Below are 18,870 nucleotides of genomic sequence, written 5' to 3' on the forward strand. Positions count from 1 at the left end.
GGACGGGCGGGACCGTCGGCGACGCGGTCGCGGTCACCGAGGAGATCGCCCGCGTCCTCCCCGGCCTGGCCGTCGACTACGTCACCTGCGGCATGGCCATGCGGATGCTGGGTCCGGACGGCGGAGACGGCACGGCGGCCCGCGGCTGGCTGCCGCGGATCGCGTCCGGCGAGATGATCTGCTCGTTCGGGATGAGCGAGCCCGACGTCGGCACCGACCTGCTGAACCTCCGCACGTCCGCCCGCGTCGAGGACGGACGCTGGGTGCTGCGCGGCCAGAAGCTCTGGATCTCCCTCGCCCACAAGGCCGAGGTCGTGTTCGTGCTGTGCCGCACCGACCCGCCCGAGGAGGGGCGGCGGTCGCGGGGCCTCAGCGTGATCGCGGTGCCGATCGACCAGCCGGGCGTCACCGTCAACCGCGTCCACCTCGCCGGGATGCGCGCCGCCGGCACCTGCGAGATCTACTTCGACGGCGCGGCCGCGCCGCTCGACCACCTCGTCGGCGAGCGGGGCCGCGGCATGGCGCTCCTCGCGCAGACCCTCGACGTGGAACGCGTCCTCGCCGCCGGCATCAGCCTCGGCATCGGCCGCGCCGCCCTGGACCTGCACGTCTCCCACCTGCGCGAGCGGGAGGCGTTCGGCGGGCCGATCGGCCGCTTCCAGGCGCTGCAGCACGCCGCCGCCGACTCGGCCGCCGACCTGTCGGCGGCCCGGGCGCTGGTGAACACCGCCGTCCGCTCCATCGAGGACGCCCGCCCGTCGACGGCGCTGACCGCGATGGCCAAGCTCGTCGCCGGCGAGTCGACGGCCCGCGTCGTCGACCGCGGGATGCGCGCGATGGCCGCGCACGGCCTCGCCGAGGAGTCGGCGATGCAGATGTACTTCCGGGACGCGCGGCTCCAGCTGTTCAGTCCCGTGAGCAACGACATGATCCGCAACATCCTCGGCGAGGCGCTCGGCCTGCCGAGGAGCTACTGAGTCGGGGAGGTTCCCGGTGGACATCACGCGAGAGAAGACCGCACTGCTGGTCATCGACATGCAGAACGGCTTCACCGAGGCCGAGGGGTCCATGGCGAAGGTCGGGCTCCCGTACCAGGAGCTGCGCGCCGCGATCCCGGGCTGCCGGACGCTGGTCGACGCGGCCCGCAAGGCCGGCGTCCCGGTGATCTACACCCGGTACGTCTTCCACCCCGGGTACGTGGACGGGGGCATCCTGCCGAACCACATCGTCCCGGCGATGAAGGAGGTCAACTCCCTCGCGGCGGGCGCCTGGGACGCGGAGATCATCGACGAGCTGACCCCGGCCGACGGCGAGCTGGTCATCGACAAGTCGCGGCCGAGCTCCTTCTACGGCACGCGCCTGGAGCCGATCCTCAACAGCCTCGGCATCCGCTCGCTGGTCATCTGCGGGGTGACCACGAACATCTGCGTCGAGACCACCGCGCGGGACGCGGGCCAGCGCGACTACTTCACCCACGTGATCAGCGACGCGACCGCCGAGTTCGACAAGGACCGCCACGAGCACGCCCTGACCGGCGTCGGCTTCCTCTTCGGCTGGGTCAACACGGTGGACGACGTCCTCCGCGCCTGGGCCTGACATCCGCGCCCGGGCCTGACCCCACGATCTGCCCGCGGCGCGTCCCCCGCTTTTCTCAGCAGCCGAGCGGGGCGGCGCGCCGCGGGTCTTTTCGTCGTGACGTGTCCGAGCACCGCGGCCGCACACCACGGGCCGGGCGTCCGGTCAGCGGGCGAGGGCGGCGACCAGCGCGCGGGTGGCGGACCGTTCGTCGGGGGTCCCGATGATCCTGGCGGCGAACGTGGTCACGCCCAGGTCGGCGAACGACTCGATCCGGGCGGCGACCGTGCCGGCGTCGCCGATCAGGGCCATCCGACCTGGGGTGTCGCAGCCCTCGCGGTCGAGCATGGCCCGGTAGGACGGCAGCGTCCCGTACCACTCCAGGTCCGCTTCGGCGCGGGCCAGGGCGGCGGGGACGTCGTCCGTCACGCAGACCGGCAGCGGGACGACGATCTCCGGGGCGGGGCGGCCGGCCCTGGCGGCGGCCTCCCGGATCGTCGGGATCGTGAGCTCCCGGAGGGTGCGCGGACCCACCATCCACGTGATGGTGCCGTCGGCGAGCGCGCCGGTGATCTCCAGCATCTTCGGTCCGAGCGCGGCGACGAGGACGGGCGGCGCCGGGGCGCCGGGGACGTCCAGGTCGCCGCGGGCGGTCAGCACCTCGCCCCTGAACCGGACGCGCTGGGTCAGCGCGCCGGTCAGCGCCTCCAGGTACTCGCGCATGTAGCGGGCCGGGCGGTCGTACGACATGCCCCAGCACGGCTCGACCACCGACCGGTGGGACGGGCCGATGCCGAGGGCGAGCCGTCCGTCCACGAGCAGGTTGGTGGTCAGCGCCTGCTGGGCGAGCGCCATCGGGTGCCGCGGGTAGGCGGGGACGACGGCCGTGCCGACCCGCAGCCCCGGCAGGTCGCGGGCGACCGCGCCGAGCACGGTGAGCGTGTCGGTCCCGAACGCCTGCGTCAGCCAGTAGGAGTCGATGCCGTCCCGCGCCGCCGCGCGCAGGTCGGCGGCCGTCTCGGCGATGTCGCCGACCCGGTCGAAGATGCCGATCTTCACGCGCCGGGCCCGGACCGGAACGCGAGCAGGTCGCGGTCGGTGGCGCGCACCAGGAGCGCCAGGCCGAGCGCCTCGGCGCGGGCCCGCTGGTCCTCGACGGCCGTCCAGATGGTCTCCAGGCTGGTGGCGACGATCTCGGACGGGTGCTGGGCCATCACGTGCGCGATCTCCAGGGCGCGCGGAACGAGGTCCTCCAGCGGGACGACCTCGCTGACCAGGCCCAGCTCGCGGGCCCGCTCCGCGCCCAGCCGGTACGCGCGGCCGCTGGCGACCATGCGCGTGACCTCGGTCAGCGGCAGGCGGCTGAGCAGGCCGACGGCCTCGACCGGGTTGGCCAGGCCCACGTCGACGTGGGTGTCGAAGAACGTCGCGTTGTCCGAGCAGATGATCACGTCGGCGTCGTTGACGAAGTGCCATCCGCCGGCGCAGCAGTGCCCGTTGACGGCGACGATGATCGGCTTGAAGACGCGCAGGTCGCGGGACGTGAGCGCGACCCGGCCGTCCTCGTCCAGGGACGGGCTGGCCACGCCGCCGGCGAGGGTGTCGTCCACGTCGAGGCCGGTTGAGAAACCGCGGTCGCCCGCACCGGTCAGCACCGCGACGCGCAGCTCGTCGTCGTCGCGGAACGTCCGCCAGACCTCGCGCAGCTCCCGCACCATCGTGGCGTCGTAGGCGTTGAGCACCTGGGGCCGGTTCATCGTCACGAGCAGGACGTGGCCGTCCCGGCTGACGTCGAGCGTCTTCACGCGCCCTCCGCGGGCAGGACGGGCCTCGGGGCGGGGATGGCGCTCACGTCCCGTAGGTGTCGCGGATGACGCGCTTGAGGATCTTGCCGTTGGCGTTCTTCGGCAGCTCGTCCACGGCCTTCCACACCTTCGGGGTCTTGTAGCCCGCGAGCCGCTCCCGGACGGCCGACTCCATGGCGGCGAAGTCGAGCTCCTGCCCCTCGCGCGGCACGACGAACGCGCCGACCGTCTCGCCCCACTTCTCGTCGGGCAGGCCGACGACGGCGACCTCGGCGACCCCGTCGCACTTGTGCAGGACGCCCTCGATCTCGCGCGGGTAGATGTTCGCAGCCCCGGAGATGATCATGTCCTTCTTGCGGTCGACGATGGTGATGAAGCCCTCCTCGTCGCGGACGGCGACGTCACCGGAGGACAGGTACCCGTCCGGCCGGATCGCCTCGGCGGTCGCCTCGGGGTCGTCCAGGTAGCCGAGCATGTTGAACGGGGAGTACCCGAACAGCTCGCCCGGCTCGCCCGGCCCGACCTCCTGGCCGTCCTCGTCGAGCAGCTTCACGTCGGTCATCCACCACGGGTGCCCGACCGACCCGGCCTTGCGGAGCGCGTCCTGCGGCCGCAGGTCCGTCACGACGCCCGCCTCGGTGGAGCCGTACACCTCGTGCACGCCGACCCCCGGGAACGCCTCGATCACCCACTCCTTCAGCGGCACCGGCAGCGCGGCGGCGTTGAAGTACAGGGTCTCCAGGCTCGACAGGTCCCACTTGCGCGGCGCGTTCGCCATGACCTCGCGCAGCATCAGCGCGTGCGTGGGCACCAGGAAGATCGTCTGGAGCCGGTCGCGCTCGATCATGTGCAGCAGCTGCTCGGGGTCCCAGCGGCGCAGCATGGACGTCTGCCCGCCCATGAACGGCCCCGCATAGGCGAAGCAGAACCCGGCGCCGAGCGCCATCGGCGCGATGGCCGCGGTGCGCTTGCCTGGGCCGACGCCGAAGTCGACCGCGCAGCCGAACATGGTGAGGACGCGGGACCGGTGGGTGAGCAGGGCGCCCTTCGGCCGGCCCGTCGTCCCGGAGGTGTACTGCACGCAGAACGGGTCGGTCTCGCTGACCTCGACGCGCGGGTCGACCGCCCGCGCCTCCGCGAGGGCCTTGTCGTAGGGGCGGCCCCAGCCCTGCGAGCCGAGGGAGAGGGCGAGCGGCAGGTCCTCGGCGACGCCGGGCACGTTCGCCTCGAACGCCGAGTCGGCGATCAGGCCGGTCGCGCCGGACCGCTCGATCAGCGAGCCGTGCTCGGCGGCGGTCCCGCGCGGGTTGAGCGGGACGATCGCCACCCCGGCCTTCGCGGCGCCCGCGGAGGCCTCCACGTACTCCAGCTGGTTGCCGAGCAGGACGGCGACGCGGTCCCCGGCGGTGAACCCCGCGTCCACGAGCAGGCCGGCGACACGGTTGCTGCGGTCGTCCAACTCGGCGAACGTCAGCCGCCGGTCCCCGTCGATCAGTGCGGTGGCACGCGGCGTGCTGTGCGCGAACTCGCGGATCCCGCTGGCGATGTTCATCTGTGCCATGGCTGCCCGCCTCTTTCCCTTGCTACTTGCGTCTACAAGTGTCGTCTGATCTATCTCTCGACAACGGTTGACCGGCCTGCCCTGCCCGGCGCGTGTCCCTGCAGGTTATGCCAGTTATATGTCTGATTTATTTCGGTGTAATGCTCGGGCCGAGACCGGACGTGGCCAGGGTGCGGCGCGCCAGCCGGATCACCGCCGCGTCGATCAGCCGGCCGTCGGCGTCCAGCACGACGCCCGACCCGGCCGCGGCCGCCGCCTCGTACCGCGCCAGGACGTCCTCCGCCCGCGCGATCTCCGGCGCCGACGGCGTGAACACCTCGTGCACGACCGGGAGCTGCGCCGGGTGGATGCACGCCCGCCCCACGAAGCCCTGCCGCCGGACCCGCTCGGTGGACTCCGCGAGCGCCGCCGGATCGGCGGTGATCGCCGACACCGGGCCGACCGGCGGGGGCAGCCCGGCGGCGGCGCTCGCCATGATGGCCATGCTCCGGGCGAACGCCAGCTCCGCCTCGTCCGGGCCGGGGTCGAGCCCCGCGTCGGCGGCCAGGTCCACCTCGCCGATCTGGAGCCGGTGGACCCTGGGCGCCCGGGCGATGTCCCGGACGTCCAGGATCGCCCCCGCCGTCTCCAGCAGCGGCATGAGCCGGGCCGTCACGTCCCCGAGGTCGGCGAGCAGCGCGGCGACCGCCGCGACCTGCGCGGCGTCCTCGGCCTTGGCGAGCACGAGCCCGGTCAGCGCGGGCAGCCCGGCGAGCGCCCGCACGTCCTCGTGGCCCGCCTCGCCACCGTTGATCCGCACCCACAGCTCGGTGCCGCGGGCCGGGGCCCGCGTCCCCAGCCAGTCGGCGACCGCGCGCCGCGCCGCGTCCTTGCCGGCCGGGGGGACCGCGTCCTCCAGGTCGACGATCAGCGCGTCCGCGCCGCGGGTGAGGGCCTTGCCGAGCTTGTCCGGGGCGTTGCCCGGCACGTAGAGGTAGCTGCGGGGCAGCCGGCCGGGGGTCGGTGAGGGGGTGGACGAGGCGGTGGTCAACGCACGACCGTTTCGCCGCGCAGGAGGGACTTGGCCACCACCGTCCGCAGGACGTCGTTGGTGCCCTCGCCGATGCTCATCAGGATCGCGTCGCGGTAGAGCCGCTCCACCTCGTACTCGGTGGAGTAGCCGTAGCCGCCGTGGACCTTCATCGCCTCGATCGACGCCTGCAGCGCGACCTCCGAGCAGAAGATCTTCGCCATGCCCGTCTCCCCGTCGGCGCGGCCCCGGCGGACCGCGTCCGCCGCGAAGTAGGCCATCAGCCGGGCGGCCTGGAGCTGGGTCGCCACGCTCGCGAGCTGCAGCTGCACGGCCTGGAACTCGCCGATCGCCTGCCCGAACGCCTTGCGCTGCCCCGCGTAGGCGAGGGCCTCGTCGTGGGCGCGCTGGGCGATGCCGACCGAGCGGGCGGCGATGTTGACCCGGCCCCACTCCAGCGCGGACAGCGCGTGCTGCATGCCCTTGCCCTCGACGCCGCCGAGGAGGTTCTCCTTCGGCACCCGCACGTTGTCCAGGACGATCTCGCAGGACTCCGTGCCCTTGTAGCCGAGCTTCGGGATGTCCTTGGTGATCTGGTAGCCCTCGGAGCCGGCGTCCACGAGCAGGATGCTCATGCCCTTGTGCGCGGGGGACGCGGTCGGGTCCGTCTTCACCAGCACCGGCAGCGGGTCCGCGTACCGCGCGTTGGTGATCCACATCTTCGACCCGTTGACGACGTAGTGGTCGCCCTCCAGCCGGGCCGTGGTGCGGATGCCCTGCAGGTCGGTGCCCGCGTCCGGCTCGGTGAGGCCGATGCCGGTGCGGCGCTCACCGGAGGCGAGGCCGGGCAGGTACTTGTTCTTCTGCTCCTCGGTGCCGCGCATCGCGATCATGCGGCAGGCCAGCGAGTGGCTGCCGAGGATGCCGGCGATGCCCATCCAGCCGCGCGCGATCTCCTCGAAGACGAGCGCGAACGAGACGGGGTCGAGGTCGAGGCCGCCGTACTCCTCCGGGATCGTGATCCCGAACAGGCCCATGTCCCGCATGCCCTTGACGATCTCGGTGGGGTAGCGGCCGGACTGCTCCCAGTCGCGCGCCACCGGGATGATCTCGTTGTCCACGAAGTCGCGCAGGACGGCGCGGAACTCGCGCTGGTCCTCGTTGAGCTGGAAATCCACTTAGCTGCCTTCCTTGGTCTCAGGGGACGACGGTGCCGCGGACGGTGCGGCCGGGACGAACACCGGCAGGGCGCGGCCGTCGTCGAGGTCGACCCACGCGACCCGGACCGGGTCGTCGATGCGCCATTCGTCCGGCTCCCGCTCCTGGAGGCGGGTGAGGAGGACGACGCCCTCGTCCAGCCGGACCCGGGCGATGACGTACGGGACGGCGAGGTCCGCGCGCGGCGCGCGGTGCACCACCGTGCAGGCGTCCACGACGCCCGTGCCGGCGGACGCGACCCAGTCGAGTTCGTCCGACCCGCAGTGGATGCAGAGCGGGCGCGGCGGGTGCTGCACGCCCACCGGTCGATCACGCCGGTCCTCCCGGGCGCAGCGCGAGCAGGTCTGCAGGACGAGCCGGTGCTCGGTCGTCGCCTCCCACCACGGGCCCGTGATCTCGTCGGGCGCCGGGACGTCGGGCTTGAAGCCGTCGAGGCCGGTCATCCGTCCACCCCCAGTACCACCGTGGCGTGCGTCGAGAGGATCCCGCCCGTGCCGTGCGCGACCGCGAGCCGCGCGCCGTCGACCTGCCGGTCCCCGGCCTCGCCGCGGAGCTGCCGCACCGCCTCGACCAGCAGCAGGATGCCGAACTGGCCGGGGTGGCAGTAGGACAGGCCGCCGCCCGAGGTGTTGAGCGGGAAGTCGCCGCCGGGCCTGATCCGGCCGCCGGCGATCCAGTCGAGGGCCTCGCCGCGCCCGCAGAAGCCGAGCCCCTCCAGCGTCAGCGCGACCGTGATCGTGAACGAGTCGTACACCTGCACGACGTCGATGTCGGCAGGGGTGACGCCCGCGCGGGCGAACGCGTCCGCGCCGGAGCCCACCGCGCCCGTGACGGTCAGGTCGGGCACCGCGGTCATCGACGTGTTGGTCGTGCGCTCGCCGTACCCGAGCACCTCGACGGGCGTGCGGCGCAGGTCGCGGGCGCGCTCCAGCGAGGTGAGGACGATCGCGCCGCCGCCGTCGGTGACGAGGCAGGAGTCCAGCGCGGTGAGCGGGCTGGAGATCATCGCCGAGCCGAGCACGTCGTCCGCGGTGAGCGGGCCCTTGCCGTAGCGGAACGCGGCCGGGTTCAGCAGCGCCCACTCCCGCGCGGCCACCGCGATCTCCGCGAGCTGCTCGCGCGTCCCGCCGTACGCGTGCAGGTACCGCTGCGCGGCCATCGCGTAGTACGACAGCGGGAACAGCGGCCCGTACGGCGTCTCGAACTGCGCCTCGGGCGTGTGGTCCTCGATGACGCCGCCGAGCGAGCGGGACCGCGCCGACCGCTGGTTGGACGCGAAGGTGATCACGACGGTCTCGGCCTGCCCCGCCTGGATCGCCTGGGCGGCGCGGGCGACGAACATCTCGTACACCGAGCCGCCCGCGTACGTCGAGTCCGTCCAGCGCGGCTCGATGCCGAAGTAGTCGGCGAGCTGGGTCGCCGAGAACCGGGACACGCCGGTCGTGGCGATGCCGTCGACGTCGCGCAGGTTGAGGCCCGCGTCGTCCAGCGCCCGCGAGACCGCCTGCGCCTGGAGCCCGAGGATCGACCGGTTCGTCACGCCGAGGTCGCACTCGGCGGCGCCGACGATCGCGACACCCGTGCTCATCGTGCCTCCTTCCCCCCTGGCCCGTCGGCCGTGCCGAGCAGGACCCGGGCGCTCGCCGGGGCCACGGCGACGCGGTCGGCCTCGCCGTCGTCGCCGACGACGACCACCCGCAGGTCGAGGTCGAGGTGGCCGTCCCCGGCCTCGGTGACCGTGCCCTCGCAGCGGACGGTCTCCTCCGCGAACACCAGGGCCTTGAAGCTGAACTCCAGCGTGCGGACGAAGCACTTCGGGCCGAGCCAGTCCTGGATCTGCTCGACGAGGAGGGCGCCGAACACCTGGCCGTCCACGACCACGCCGGGCAGCTTCTTCGCCTTGATGAAGTCCAGGTCGTAATGCAGCCGGTACCAGTCCCAGGTGGCCCCCGCGTAGGCGATCATCTCCGGGAACGTGATCGTGCGTTCCAGCGGGGGAACGGTCTCCCCGGCCCGGTGCGCCGCCGTCGCGGCGGTCATGTCCCCGGTCATGTCCCCGCCTCCAGCGATACGTAGATGATGGTCTCCTCGTTCTCCGCGAGCAGGTCCCTGTCCTGCTGCGTGTACGTGGCCCGCGAGGTGATGATCAGCATGTCCGCGCCCGCCCGGTTCCGCTTGCCGGCCACCTCGGTGATCTCCCAGGTGGCGGTGACGATGTCGGACGGCAGGATCCGGCGGTGGAACACGTAGCGGTTGCCGCCGCGGACCTGCCGGGTGCCGGGGAGGTCGATGCCCCAGTTGTGGCCCGCGTGGCCGTCCGGGTCGATCGGCAGGTTCGCGTACTGGTTCGTCTCGCAGATCAGCGTTGGCGGCGCGGTCACGTCGGCCAGGCCCTGCGCCCGCGCGAACTCCGGGTCGGAGTACAGCGGGTTGTGGTCGCCGATCGCCAGCCCGAAGTAGCGGCCGGCCGCGGCGCCCATCGGCTCGGGCGCGGTGTAGACCTTCTTCCGGCCGGCGAGGGCGCGCATCTCGTCGGTGAGCAGCGTCATGACGCGTCCCCCGTGGCGTGCCCCGTGGCGGCGTGCGCCGTGGCGGCGTGCGCCGTGGTGGCGTGCGCCGTGGTCGGGGCGCCCTCGGGGTACAGGGCGGTCGGGAACACCTCAAGGAGGAACTCCGGCCGCAGCAGGCCCTTGCAGATCGCCCCGGTCGACGCCGGCCAGGGCGGCGACAGCAGCCGCTCCCGGACGGGCGCGACCGCGCGGTACTGCCGCAGCGCCGACTCGACGCAGAACTCGATGGTCGACAGCAGGTCCGCCGGGCCGAGGCCCGCGTACTCCAGCAGGTGCAGGATCGAGCCGTAGGTGACCTCCGCCTGCGCCCCGATGTCGTCCGGGTGCAGCGCCTCCTGCGTCTCCATGTCGAGCGCCGCGAACCCCGACATGAACAGGGTGCGTCCCGCGCGGACGCCCGGCGCGTAGGTCAGCGTGTCGTACCGCGACCAGCCCGGGTTCACCAGTTCGAGGGGGTGCCGGGACGCGGTGACGTCGATCGCGACGAGCGCCTCGGGGTGGTGCAGCCGGCTCATCAGGATGCCGCCCGCCCCCGGGTACACGCCCGCGCCGCCGAGCCGCTCCTTCCGGACGCGGTGCGTCTTGCGGTACACCTCGCGCGTGGCGGGCGTCGAGTAGTCGTAGGTCGTCACCGCGTTGTCGAGCGACAGGCCCGCCTTGCGGAGCAGCGCGTCCGCCCGGTCGAGGCAGTAGGCGTACTGGCCGGCGAAGTCGCCGGGGCTGACGACGTCGCCCGACCCGTCCACCGGCACCATCGTCGGCAGGTGCACGGTGCCGTCGTGGCCCTCCCGCACCGGCGAGGGCGCCCACGTGCCCGGCTCGCGCCGCTCGCTGGCGGCGAGCAGCTCGGCGCCGCCCCCGCGGACGGCATGCAGCTCGACCTCCAGCAGCGCGGCGGACCGGACGAGCCGCTCCACGACCACCGTCGTCACCGTGGGCCGGTGCTCGCCGAAGACCTCCTCGCGGACCGCCGCGGCGGCCGCGTAGTCGGCCAGCCCGGCGATCGTGACGTTCTCCGTCACGTGCACGACGTCACCGGGGCCGTACCCGGCCGCCTCGATGATCGTCATGGTCTTCTCGTAGGCGGTGCGCGCCTGCTCGGTCATCGTCCCGGAGACGGTCATCTTCCCGACCGCCTCGTCGAACGCGGCGGCGGTGTGCCCGGACGACCACGCGCCCCCGTCCTCCGACAGCCCGAGGCAGAACGTGAACCCCTCGTAGGGGAACCACGGGAAGGCGGCGGGCTTGATCGCTTGCAGTGTCATTGGTTCTCCTGCCGGTTGAACTGGGCGAGGCCGGCGGCGGCCCGCATGACGGCGGCGGCGTCCGGCTGCCCGCCGAGCGACTCGACGGTCCGCGCGAACCCCTCCGCCTCGGCCGCCGGGACCCCGGCGGCGCCCTCGAACTTGGCGAGCAGTGCCGCGCGGCCGAGCGGGCGGTCCCCGCCGCCCGCGCTGCGCGGTACCGAGCCCGTCACCTCGCGGCCGTCGGCGAAGGTGATCGTGACGCGGCCGGGCGCGTCCGCGGCGGCCACGCCGGGCGGGCCGGTGACGTCCCAGCGGACGCGTGCGGCGAGCCGGGTCACCTCGGGCCGGGCGATCGAGCCCGGCTCGAACGTGTCCAGCGCCAGTCCCCCGTCGGTGATCAGCGCCGCGACCGTCCAGGGCAGCGAGAACTTCGCCGCGTACGGGGTCGCGGGCCGGGTCAGGTCGCGGGAGGTGTCGCAGACGGTCGGCGCCGAGTCCGGGTGGACCACGGCGTGGATGCTCGCGATCTCGTCCGGGACGAGCCGCTCGCGGGCCATGACGTCCAGGACCGCGTCGATCGTGGCGTGCGACAGCTGGCACGCCGCGTACGGCTTGATCCCGATCCGGGTGGTCTCCCAGCGCTCCCCGAGCCCGGCGACGATGGACGCCGGGTCCGCGGCCTTGCCGGAGAGGGCGTCGAACACGCCGTGCGGCCCGTCGAAGACGGTCTCCGGCCCGGTCGCGCCCGCCGCCGCGAGCCGCGCCGCGATGATCCCGGACTGCGTCGCGAACCCCGGGTGCAGCTGCTTGGTGGACGCGCCGGTGCCGAGGAAGGCGAGCAGGCCGCCCGCCTGGCTGCCCGCGATGCCCAGTGCGCCGGCCGCCCGCACCTCGTCCAGCCCGAGGAGCCGCGCGGCGACCAGGGCCGACGAGAACACCCCGGCGACCATGGTGGCGTGCAGCCCGCGGGCGTGGAAGCCGTGCGGCGCGGCGGCCGCGACGCGGCACGCCGTCTCGTAGCCGGCGACCGCCGCGAGCAGGACCTCCCGCCCGGAGGCGCCGGTCTGCTGGCCGACCGCGAACGCGGCGGGCAGCACCACCGCGGTCGCGTGCACCAGCCCGCCCGCGTGCGTGTCGTCGAAGTCGAGGGCGTGCACGAGCGTGCCGTTCGCGAGCCCGGCGGCGGGCGCGGACAGCAGCTCGCCCGTGCCGAGCACCGCCGCCTCCGGCGGGCCGCCGAGCCCCCGCGCCACCTCGATCGCGGGCGCCGCCGCGCCCGTGCGGAGGGCGCCGAGCGCGGTCCCGAACCCGTCCAGCAGGTGCCGTGTCGCGGCGGCGCTCACCGGCCCGGGCACCTCGGCCAGGCCGAGCGCCCAGGCGGCCAGCTCCCGTGCGATCATCGTGACGCCGCCTCCGGCTCCGTGTCGGCGGACGCCGCGGGCGCGCTCTCCTCGGCGGGCGCGTCGCCGAACGCTCCCCCGGCCCGCAGCCGCTCCACCGTGGCGTCGTCATACCCGGCGATCTCCCGGACGACCAGGTCGAAGTCCTCGTTGCGGCGCGGCGCCCTGCGGTACTCGGGCGGCTCGGAGCCGACCCGGACCGGCGAGGCGAGCTGCTCCACCGTCCCGAACCGCGGGTGCTCGGTCGTCACCCGCAGCCCGCGGGCCTTGGTGTGCTCCTCCTCCATGGCCTGCGCGACGTCGTTGATGGGGCCGCAGGGGATGGACGCGGCGTAGAGCTGCTCCAGCCACTCGTCCACGGTGCGCTGCCGGAAGATGTCCTCCAGGAGCGGGATCAGCGTGTCCTTGTTGCGGCGCCGGTCGGCGAACGAGCCGAACCCCGACTCGGGCTCGGCCCACTCGGGGTGGCCCACGACGGACGCCAGCCGCGTCCAGAACTTCTCCTTCGCGCAGCCGACGATGAACCAGCCGTCGCTCGCCTCGAACGCCTGGAACGGCACCAGCGACGGGTGCGCGGAGTGCCGTGTCCGCTCCGGCGTGAACCCGGCGTTCAGGTGCCAGACCGCCGGGTAGGTCAGCAGCCCGATCGCGGTGTCGTACAGGCTGACGTCGCAGTCCATGCCGACGCCGTCGCGGCGCGCCGCGTGCAGCCCGGCCAGCAGCGAGATCGCGGCGACGAACCCGCCGGAGTAGTCGACCAGCGACAGCCCCGACTTGGTCGGCGGGCCGTCCGGCTCGCCGGTCAGGTCCATCCAGCCGGCGAGGCCCTGCAGCACGTAGTCGTAGCCCGGCTCCCTGCTGCGCGGCCCGTGCATGCCGAACCCCGTCAGCGAGCAGCACACGATGGCCGGGTTCAGGTGCTTCAGGTCGTCGTAGGTGATGCCGATCTTCTTCGGGACGTCGCCGCGCAGGTTGGAGTACACGACGTCGGAGACCTTCACCAGGTCCTCGAAGACCCGGCGGCCCGCGTCCGTCGACAGGTCGAGGGACAGGCTGCGCTTGTTGCGGTTGAACGTCTCGAAGAACAGGGAGTCCTCGCCCTCGCCGTACGGGGGGACGTAGCGGCCGACGTCGCCGCCGGACCGGGGCTCCTCGATCTTGATCACCTCGGCGCCGAGGTCGGCGAGGTGCACGCTGCCGAACGGGCCGGCGCCGTACTGCTCGACGGCGATGATGCGGACGTCTTCCAGAGGTTTCACGAAGCGCTCCCTGTGAGGTCAGGCAGCAGCGCCAGGAGCTCGTCCTGGGCCGCGCGGGTCTCGGCGGCGCTGAGGCCGTGGGTCGGCGGGCTGAGCTTCACCGCGTCGGCGAGGCCCTCGTAGGCGGCGATGCGCTCGGCGACCTCCGCGCGCCCGCCGGCCATCGTGAGCGCGTCGATCATGTCGGCGGAGACCGTCTCGGCGAGGTGCTCGGCGCCGGTGCCGTTGCGGAACGCGTCGATCACCGCCTGCTGCTGCTCGGCCAGGCCGTGGAAGTCGAAGAAGTCGGCGTAGGTGCGGACGCTGGCGTAGAAGCCGACGAGCCCGGAGACGCGGCGCAGCGCGGTGGCGCGGTCGTCGGACACCGAGCAGCACGCGGAGACGACGACCTCGACGTCCGCGCGCCGCTTGCCCCCGGTCCGGGCGATCCCGGCCTCCAGCTCCGGCAGCACCCGCTCGGCGAGGTAGCGCGGCGAGCACAGCTCGTGGCTGATCCAGCCGTCGCCGATCTCGCCGGCCAGCCGGGTCATGGCCGGGCCCATCGCGGCGATGTGCACGGGGATATCGGTGCGGCGGACGGCGAACGGGCGCTGGTAGCCGCGGATCCGCATCGGCTCCTCCTCGCCCGGCAGGTCGATCGGCTCGCCCGTCGTGCACGTCTCCCAGAAGTGGCGGACGTTGCGGACGACCTCGCGCATGTGCCGGACGGGCTTGCCGAACGGCACGTTGTGCCAGTCCTCGTTGAGCCGCTGCACCCCGGAGCCCAGGCCGAGGACGAAGCGCCCATCGGACAGGTCGTCCAGGTCCAGCGCCTCCAGCGCGGTGATCATCGGGCTGCGGGTGAACGCGAGCGCGATCCCGGTGCCGATCCGCGCCCGCTCCGTCGCGGCGGCCAGCGCAGCCGCGGCGACCGTGGCGCTGCGGTGCAGCTCGGGCACCCAGATGACCTCGGCGCCGCCCGCCTCGGCGCGGCGGGCCGCGTCGGCCAGCTCCGCCAGCGTCTCCCCCCAGGGCGCGAAGGTGATCCTCATGCGCGCTCTTCCTCGGTCTCGAGGGTGAGCGGCTTCTTCGCCTCGGGGAACAGGTCGTTCAGCGGCTCGGCGCCCCGCTTGTAGACGTAGAAGGTGCGGCGGAACGTGCACACCTCGTCGCCGTCCTGGTTCAGGGTGCGGGTGCGGATGGTGACGATCCCGGCGTGCGGGCGGCTCGACGACTCGCGCTTGTCCAACACGATCGACTCGCTGAACAGCGTGTCGCCGGCGAAGACGGGGTGGGGGAGCTTGATGTCCTCCCAGCCGAGGTTGGCGAACGCGTTCTGCGTGGTGTCGATGACGCTCTGCCCGACGGCGATCGCGACGGTGAGGGTGGACACGACCAGCGGCTTGCCGAACTCGGACTTCGCGGCGTACTCGCCGTTGAAGTGCATCTGGTTCGTGTTCATCGTCAGGAGCGTGAACCAGGTGTTGTCGGCCTCGGTGACCGTGCGCCCGAGGGGGTGCCGGTAGACGTCGCCCACCTGGAAGTCCTCGTAGAACCGTCCGTTCCACCCGTCCTTGAGCGTCATGGCCGTCCTCTCGCATCGCGCTGGAGTCGTTAAAGTCAGACGTATTGATTCTAGGGCAAGGTCACGGCCGATGTCCAAGCCGGGGCGGCTCTCCGGTTAGGTTCGCTGACGGGCTGCACCTGCGCATTTGCGGTGCCGACCGCGCGAGCCGCGGCCAACGTCGGTGCGGCCGCGCCTCAGCGAAACATCAGAGGTTTGCGGTCAGCTGTCCGCGATGTGCAATGCGGCCAGCGCGGCGTTGACGATCGCGCCGGGCCGCAGGTCGTGCAGCTCGTACAGGTCCCGGATGCTCCCCGACTGCCCGAACTCGTCCACGCCGAGCGGGACCGCGGGCACGCCCAGCGCGGAGCCGAGCCACGACAGCGCGTGCGAGGCCGCGTCCTGCACGGTCACGACCGGCGCCCGCTCGGCGAACGCGGCGCGCAGCGCGCCCGGCCCCGGCCGCGCCGTCGCCGTGCGCACGCCCTCCCGCAGGCCGCCCTGCCACGCGCGGTAGAGCCGGCCGGCGGACGTGACGTCCACGACATGGGCGGCGACGCCCTCCTCGCCGAGCTCCTCGGCCGCCTCCAGGACCTCCGGCATGACCGCGCCCGACGCCGCGAGGTGCACGACCGGCGCGCCCTCGTCCCGCAGCGCCGGCCGGTCGTGGTGGGCGTCCCGGAGCCGGTAGGCGCCCGCGAGCGCCTGCGCCCGGAGCGCCGCGTCGCCGAGCCGGGCCCGCGCGGCCTCGAACGGCGCCTGGTCGATCGGCCGGGTCGTCAGCCGGAAGTAGTACGCGCCCTCGTCGTCGCCCGCCCCGCCGGGGTCGGCGGCGATCCGGCCGAGCGCGTCGCACAGCAGCCAGTCCAGCGCCGCGCCGTAGGCGGGCTCGACGAACGTGACGTCCGGCAGCTCGATCCCGACCGACGCCGTGACCGACGACTGGTGCGCGCCGCCCTCCGGGGCGAGGGAGATGCCCGACGGCGTGCCCGCCACGACGAACCGCGACCCCGAGTACGCCCCGTACAGGAAGGCGTCCAGCCCGCGCAGGACGAACGGGTCGTACACCGTGCCCACGGGCAGCAGCGGCTGGCCCGACAGGTCCCACGCCAGCCCGAGCTGCCCGAGCAGCAGGAACAGGTTCATCTCCGAGATGCCGAGCGGGATGTACTGGCCGGCGGGGTCCTCCGTCCAGCGCAGCGGGCCGTCCTGCGACCAGGTCCGGCGGTGCGCGGCGGAGAAGACGCCGGTCTTGTTGATGAAACCGGCGAGGTTGGTGGACGTCGCGACGTCCGGGGCCGTCGTCACCAGGTAGGGGGCGACCTTCTCGTCGCGCGCCAGGTCGGTGAGGACCCGGCCGAAGACCTCCTGGGTGGAGGTGGGCTTCGCCGTCCGCACCCCCGTGGCGTCGGGCACCGCGATCCGCGGGGCCTCGGGACGGGGCGGCCGCTCCAGGTGCTCGCGCCGCTCCTCGGCCCAGATGCCCGCCGGGGAGTCCGGGTCGAGCCGGTCCCACTCGGTCTCGGGGGTGAGGCCCGTCCGGGTCCGCAGTTCGTCGATCTGCTCGCCGGTGAGCAGCGCCGCGTGGTTGCGGGCGCCGCCCGCGAGCGGGAGCCCCCAGCCCTTCACCGTGTAGGCGAAGATCACGCTCGGCTTGTCGCGGACCGCGTCGCACTGGGCGAACGCGTCCAGCACTGCCTCGACGTCATGCCCGCCAAGGTCGGTGACCAGCGGGCCCAGCTCCGCGTCGGGCACGTCCGCGACGAACTCGCCGACCTCCGCCGGCGCGCCGTCCAGGAAGCGTTCGCGCAGCTCGGGCCCCTCCAGTCCGAACAGCGACTGGTACTGCTCGTTGGGCATCGCGTCGATCCACGACCGCAGGTGCTCGCCGCCGGGGCGGGCGAAGGCGGCCTGGAGGCGGCGGCCGTACTTGATCTCCACCACGTGCCACCCGGCCGCGGCGAAGTGCCCGCGCCACTGGCCGATGCGGACGCCCGGCACGATCCGGTCCAGGGACTGGCGGTTGAAGTCCACGAGCCAGGTGACGTCGCCCAGCCCGGCCGCCGCGGGTTCGGCGACGGCCTCCCAGACGTTGCCCTCGTCCAGCTCCGCGTCCCCGATCAGCGCGATGAACCGGGACGCCGGCCGCGCGCCGAAGTGGGCGTCGACGTACCGGCGGGTGAGCGAGGCGAACAGCGGCGCGGCGGCGCCGAGACCGACCGATCCCGTGGAGAAGTCGACGGTGTCGGGGTCCTTCGTCCGGCTCGGGTACGACTGGAGGCCGCCGCGCTCGCGCAGCCGCGTCAGGTACGAGCGGTCGAGCCCGCCGAGCAGGTACTGGATGGCGTGGAAGGCGGGCGAGGCGTGCGGCTTGACCGCCACGCGGTCCGCCGGGTCGAGGTGCGCGAACCACAGCGCGGTCATCGCGGTGACCAGCGAGGCGCTGGACGCCTGGTGGCCGCCGACCTTGAGCCCGTCGCCGGTCTCGCGCTCGCGGTTCGCGGCGTCCACGATGCGCGTCGCGAGCCACAGCACGCGCCGCTGGATCTCGTCGAGGACGGTCGGTGTCGGGCCCGCTGGGAACTTGCCGGCCTCGCTCACGGCTTCACCTGCCTGGTCTCGCGCGGATACTGCATCGTATATGTCCGATTTTTAGTCGAGAACCGGTCATCTGTCACCCCTGGTGTGGGGTGGAGGTGGAGTTGACTGGCAAGATGGACCGGCTGATACTCATTCGCGGTGATACATCAGATATATACCGGGCGGCGTCGTCGCCCGGGGGGAGGGCGGGGCCGTGCCGACGCTGGAGACCATGAGCCTTGAGGTGGCGGACCGCGTGGCGCGCATCACGTTCACCCGCCCCGATTCGCTGAACAGCCTCACGCCGCAGGTGTTCGACGAGCTGGAGGCCGCCATCGACGCGGCCGAGGCCGATCCCGACGCCCGGGTCCTCGTCATCGGCGGGACGGGCCGCGCGTTCAGCGTCGGCCTCGATCTCACGCTGCTGGACGAGGCGTTCGGCGACCCCGCGGTGTGGGAACGCGTCGCCAAGCGGCTCGCCGCGCTCACCCTGCGCCTGGAGGGCCTGCCGATGCCGGTGATCGCCGCCGTCAACGGCCTCGCCCGCGCCGGCGGCTTCGAGCTGCTGCTGGCCTGCGACCTGGTCCTGATCGCGGACTCCGCCCGCATCGCCGACGCGCACGCCGAGTTCGGCGTCATCCCGGCGGGCGGCTCGACCGCGCGGCTGCCCCGGATCGTCGGCCGGCAGCGCGCCAGGGAGATCTTCCTCACCGGACGATGGATTCCCGCCGCCGAGGCCGTCGAACTCGGAATCGCCCTCAAATCCGTCCCGGCGGACGAACTGGACGCCGCCGTGGCCGAACTGGCCGGCCGTCTCGCCCGGCAGTCGCGCGCCTGCATGGCCGCCATGAAGCGCCAGTTCGCGGCGGTCGAGGCACTCCCGCTGGCGGAGGCCGTCGTCCCCGAGATCGAGGAGTTCGTCTCCTACACGACCCCGTCCGACTCCGACGGCCAGGAGGGCTTCCGCGCCTACCGCGAGAACCGCCCGCCGTCCTGGGCATGACCCCGCCCCCCAAAAGCCCGGTCGGGTGCGGCTCCGGGGGCCGCACCCGGCCGCCCAACACGCCGCAGTGAATCGGGGCGCTGACGGGGCGGTGTCCGAG

18 protein-coding genes are annotated in these 18,870 nt (G+C 73.4%); 3 read left to right on the plus strand and 15 right to left on the minus strand.

From position 1 onward, the window contains the following. Together E1266_RS02785 and E1266_RS02790 are read left to right on the plus strand one after the other, a co-directional pair. On the plus strand, positions 1-977 hold a 977-nt coding region (locus tag E1266_RS02785), incomplete at its 5' end, for an acyl-CoA dehydrogenase family protein (RefSeq protein ID WP_132043381.1). A 16-nt stretch (positions 978-993) separates the two neighbouring features. Next, positions 994-1,596: an isochorismatase family cysteine hydrolase gene (locus tag E1266_RS02790; RefSeq protein ID WP_132043383.1), complete on the plus strand. Its 603-nt coding sequence runs from the start codon at positions 994-996 to the stop codon at positions 1,594-1,596. A gap of 144 nt (positions 1,597-1,740) precedes the next feature. Here E1266_RS02790 and E1266_RS02795 read toward each other — a convergent pair whose 3' ends face one another. The 15 genes from E1266_RS02795 to E1266_RS02865 all read right to left on the minus strand — a co-directional run bounded on the left by E1266_RS02795 (position 1,741) and on the right by E1266_RS02865 (position 17,788). Further along, positions 1,741-2,634, minus strand: coding sequence for a TIGR03564 family F420-dependent LLM class oxidoreductase (locus E1266_RS02795; RefSeq protein WP_165965902.1), 894 nt, complete (start codon positions 2,632-2,634; stop codon positions 1,741-1,743). Next, a complete protein-coding gene (locus tag E1266_RS02800) occupies positions 2,631-3,380 on the minus strand; it encodes an enoyl-CoA hydratase/isomerase family protein (RefSeq protein ID WP_132043387.1) in 750 nt (249 codons plus the stop codon). Before E1266_RS02800 ends, E1266_RS02795 begins: the two co-directional genes overlap by 4 nt. Before the next feature lie 43 nt (positions 3,381-3,423). After that, positions 3,424-4,941: an AMP-binding protein gene (locus tag E1266_RS02805; RefSeq protein WP_243718190.1), complete on the minus strand. Its 1,518-nt coding sequence runs from the start codon at positions 4,939-4,941 to the stop codon at positions 3,424-3,426. 127 nt (positions 4,942-5,068) lie between these two features. Further along, positions 5,069-5,971 carry a CoA ester lyase gene (locus tag E1266_RS02810; protein WP_243718191.1) on the minus strand — a complete coding sequence of 301 codons (903 nt, stop codon included), beginning with the start codon at positions 5,969-5,971 and terminating at the stop codon, positions 5,069-5,071. Continuing rightward, on the minus strand, positions 5,968-7,128 hold the full coding sequence (locus E1266_RS02815; protein WP_132043389.1) for an acyl-CoA dehydrogenase family protein: 1,161 nt from the start codon (positions 7,126-7,128) through the stop codon (positions 5,968-5,970). The genes E1266_RS02810 and E1266_RS02815 overlap by 4 nt, the downstream gene beginning before the upstream one ends. After that, positions 7,129-7,611 (minus strand): OB-fold domain-containing protein, encoded by a 483-nt coding sequence (locus tag E1266_RS02820; RefSeq protein WP_132043391.1) that lies wholly within the window; start codon positions 7,609-7,611, stop codon positions 7,129-7,131. It lies immediately after the preceding gene. Continuing rightward, on the minus strand, positions 7,608-8,756 hold the full coding sequence (locus tag E1266_RS02825) for an acetyl-CoA acetyltransferase (protein ID WP_132043393.1): 1,149 nt from the start codon (positions 8,754-8,756) through the stop codon (positions 7,608-7,610). The genes E1266_RS02820 and E1266_RS02825 overlap by 4 nt, the downstream gene beginning before the upstream one ends. Continuing rightward, positions 8,753-9,220: a MaoC/PaaZ C-terminal domain-containing protein gene (locus tag E1266_RS02830; protein ID WP_243718192.1), complete on the minus strand. Its 468-nt coding sequence runs from the start codon at positions 9,218-9,220 to the stop codon at positions 8,753-8,755. Before E1266_RS02830 ends, E1266_RS02825 begins: the two co-directional genes overlap by 4 nt. Further along, positions 9,217-9,717 carry a MaoC family dehydratase N-terminal domain-containing protein gene (locus E1266_RS02835; RefSeq protein ID WP_132043395.1) on the minus strand — a complete coding sequence of 167 codons (501 nt, stop codon included), beginning with the start codon at positions 9,715-9,717 and terminating at the stop codon, positions 9,217-9,219. The genes E1266_RS02830 and E1266_RS02835 overlap by 4 nt, the downstream gene beginning before the upstream one ends. After that, the gene (locus E1266_RS02840; protein WP_132043397.1) at positions 9,714-11,003 is read right to left on the minus strand and encodes a RidA family protein; all 1,290 of its coding nucleotides are present in this window, start codon (positions 11,001-11,003) and stop codon (positions 9,714-9,716) included. Before E1266_RS02840 ends, E1266_RS02835 begins: the two co-directional genes overlap by 4 nt. Then, a complete protein-coding gene (locus E1266_RS02845) occupies positions 11,000-12,385 on the minus strand; it encodes an MmgE/PrpD family protein (RefSeq protein ID WP_132043399.1) in 1,386 nt (461 codons plus the stop codon). The genes E1266_RS02840 and E1266_RS02845 overlap by 4 nt, the downstream gene beginning before the upstream one ends. Next, a complete protein-coding gene (locus tag E1266_RS02850; protein ID WP_132043401.1) occupies positions 12,382-13,644 on the minus strand; it encodes a CoA transferase in 1,263 nt (420 codons plus the stop codon). The genes E1266_RS02845 and E1266_RS02850 overlap by 4 nt, the downstream gene beginning before the upstream one ends. Next, on the minus strand, positions 13,641-14,675 hold the full coding sequence (locus E1266_RS02855) for an LLM class flavin-dependent oxidoreductase (RefSeq protein ID WP_132043403.1): 1,035 nt from the start codon (positions 14,673-14,675) through the stop codon (positions 13,641-13,643). Before E1266_RS02855 ends, E1266_RS02850 begins: the two co-directional genes overlap by 4 nt. Further along, the gene (locus tag E1266_RS02860; RefSeq protein WP_132043405.1) at positions 14,672-15,208 is read right to left on the minus strand and encodes a MaoC family dehydratase; all 537 of its coding nucleotides are present in this window, start codon (positions 15,206-15,208) and stop codon (positions 14,672-14,674) included. Before E1266_RS02860 ends, E1266_RS02855 begins: the two co-directional genes overlap by 4 nt. 201 nt (positions 15,209-15,409) lie before the next feature. Beyond that, a complete protein-coding gene (locus E1266_RS02865) occupies positions 15,410-17,788 on the minus strand; it encodes a pyruvate dehydrogenase (RefSeq protein ID WP_132043407.1) in 2,379 nt (792 codons plus the stop codon). A gap of 193 nt (positions 17,789-17,981) precedes the next feature. Between E1266_RS02865 and E1266_RS02870 the strand changes: the two genes are divergently transcribed. After that, positions 17,982-18,770 carry an enoyl-CoA hydratase/isomerase family protein gene (locus E1266_RS02870; protein WP_132043409.1) on the plus strand — a complete coding sequence of 263 codons (789 nt, stop codon included), beginning with the start codon at positions 17,982-17,984 and terminating at the stop codon, positions 18,768-18,770. Positions 18,771-18,870 lie beyond the last annotated feature (100 nt).

The sequence above is a fragment of the Actinomadura sp. 7K534 genome (assembly GCF_004348575.1).
GTDB lineage: Bacteria > Actinomycetota > Actinomycetes > Streptosporangiales > Streptosporangiaceae > Spirillospora > Spirillospora livida.

Coding starts and splice junctions, on each gene's coding strand:
- E1266_RS02805 (WP_243718190.1), bottom strand. CDS start 4,941: ATGGCACAGATGAACATCGCCAGCGGGATCCGCGAGTTCGCGCACAGC.
- E1266_RS02820 (WP_132043391.1), bottom strand. CDS start 7,611: ATGACCGGCCTCGACGGCTTCAAGCCCGACGTCCCGGCGCCCGACGAG.
- E1266_RS02825 (WP_132043393.1), bottom strand. CDS start 8,756: ATGAGCACGGGTGTCGCGATCGTCGGCGCCGCCGAGTGCGACCTCGGC.
- E1266_RS02830 (WP_243718192.1), bottom strand. CDS start 9,220: ATGACCGGGGACATGACCGCCGCGACGGCGGCGCACCGGGCCGGGGAG.
- E1266_RS02835 (WP_132043395.1), bottom strand. CDS start 9,717: ATGACGCTGCTCACCGACGAGATGCGCGCCCTCGCCGGCCGGAAGAAG.
- E1266_RS02840 (WP_132043397.1), bottom strand. CDS start 11,003: ATGACACTGCAAGCGATCAAGCCCGCCGCCTTCCCGTGGTTCCCCTAC.
- E1266_RS02845 (WP_132043399.1), bottom strand. CDS start 12,385: ATGATCGCACGGGAGCTGGCCGCCTGGGCGCTCGGCCTGGCCGAGGTG.
- E1266_RS02855 (WP_132043403.1), bottom strand. CDS start 14,675: ATGAGGATCACCTTCGCGCCCTGGGGGGAGACGCTGGCGGAGCTGGCC.
- E1266_RS02860 (WP_132043405.1), bottom strand. CDS start 15,208: ATGACGCTCAAGGACGGGTGGAACGGACGGTTCTACGAGGACTTCCAG.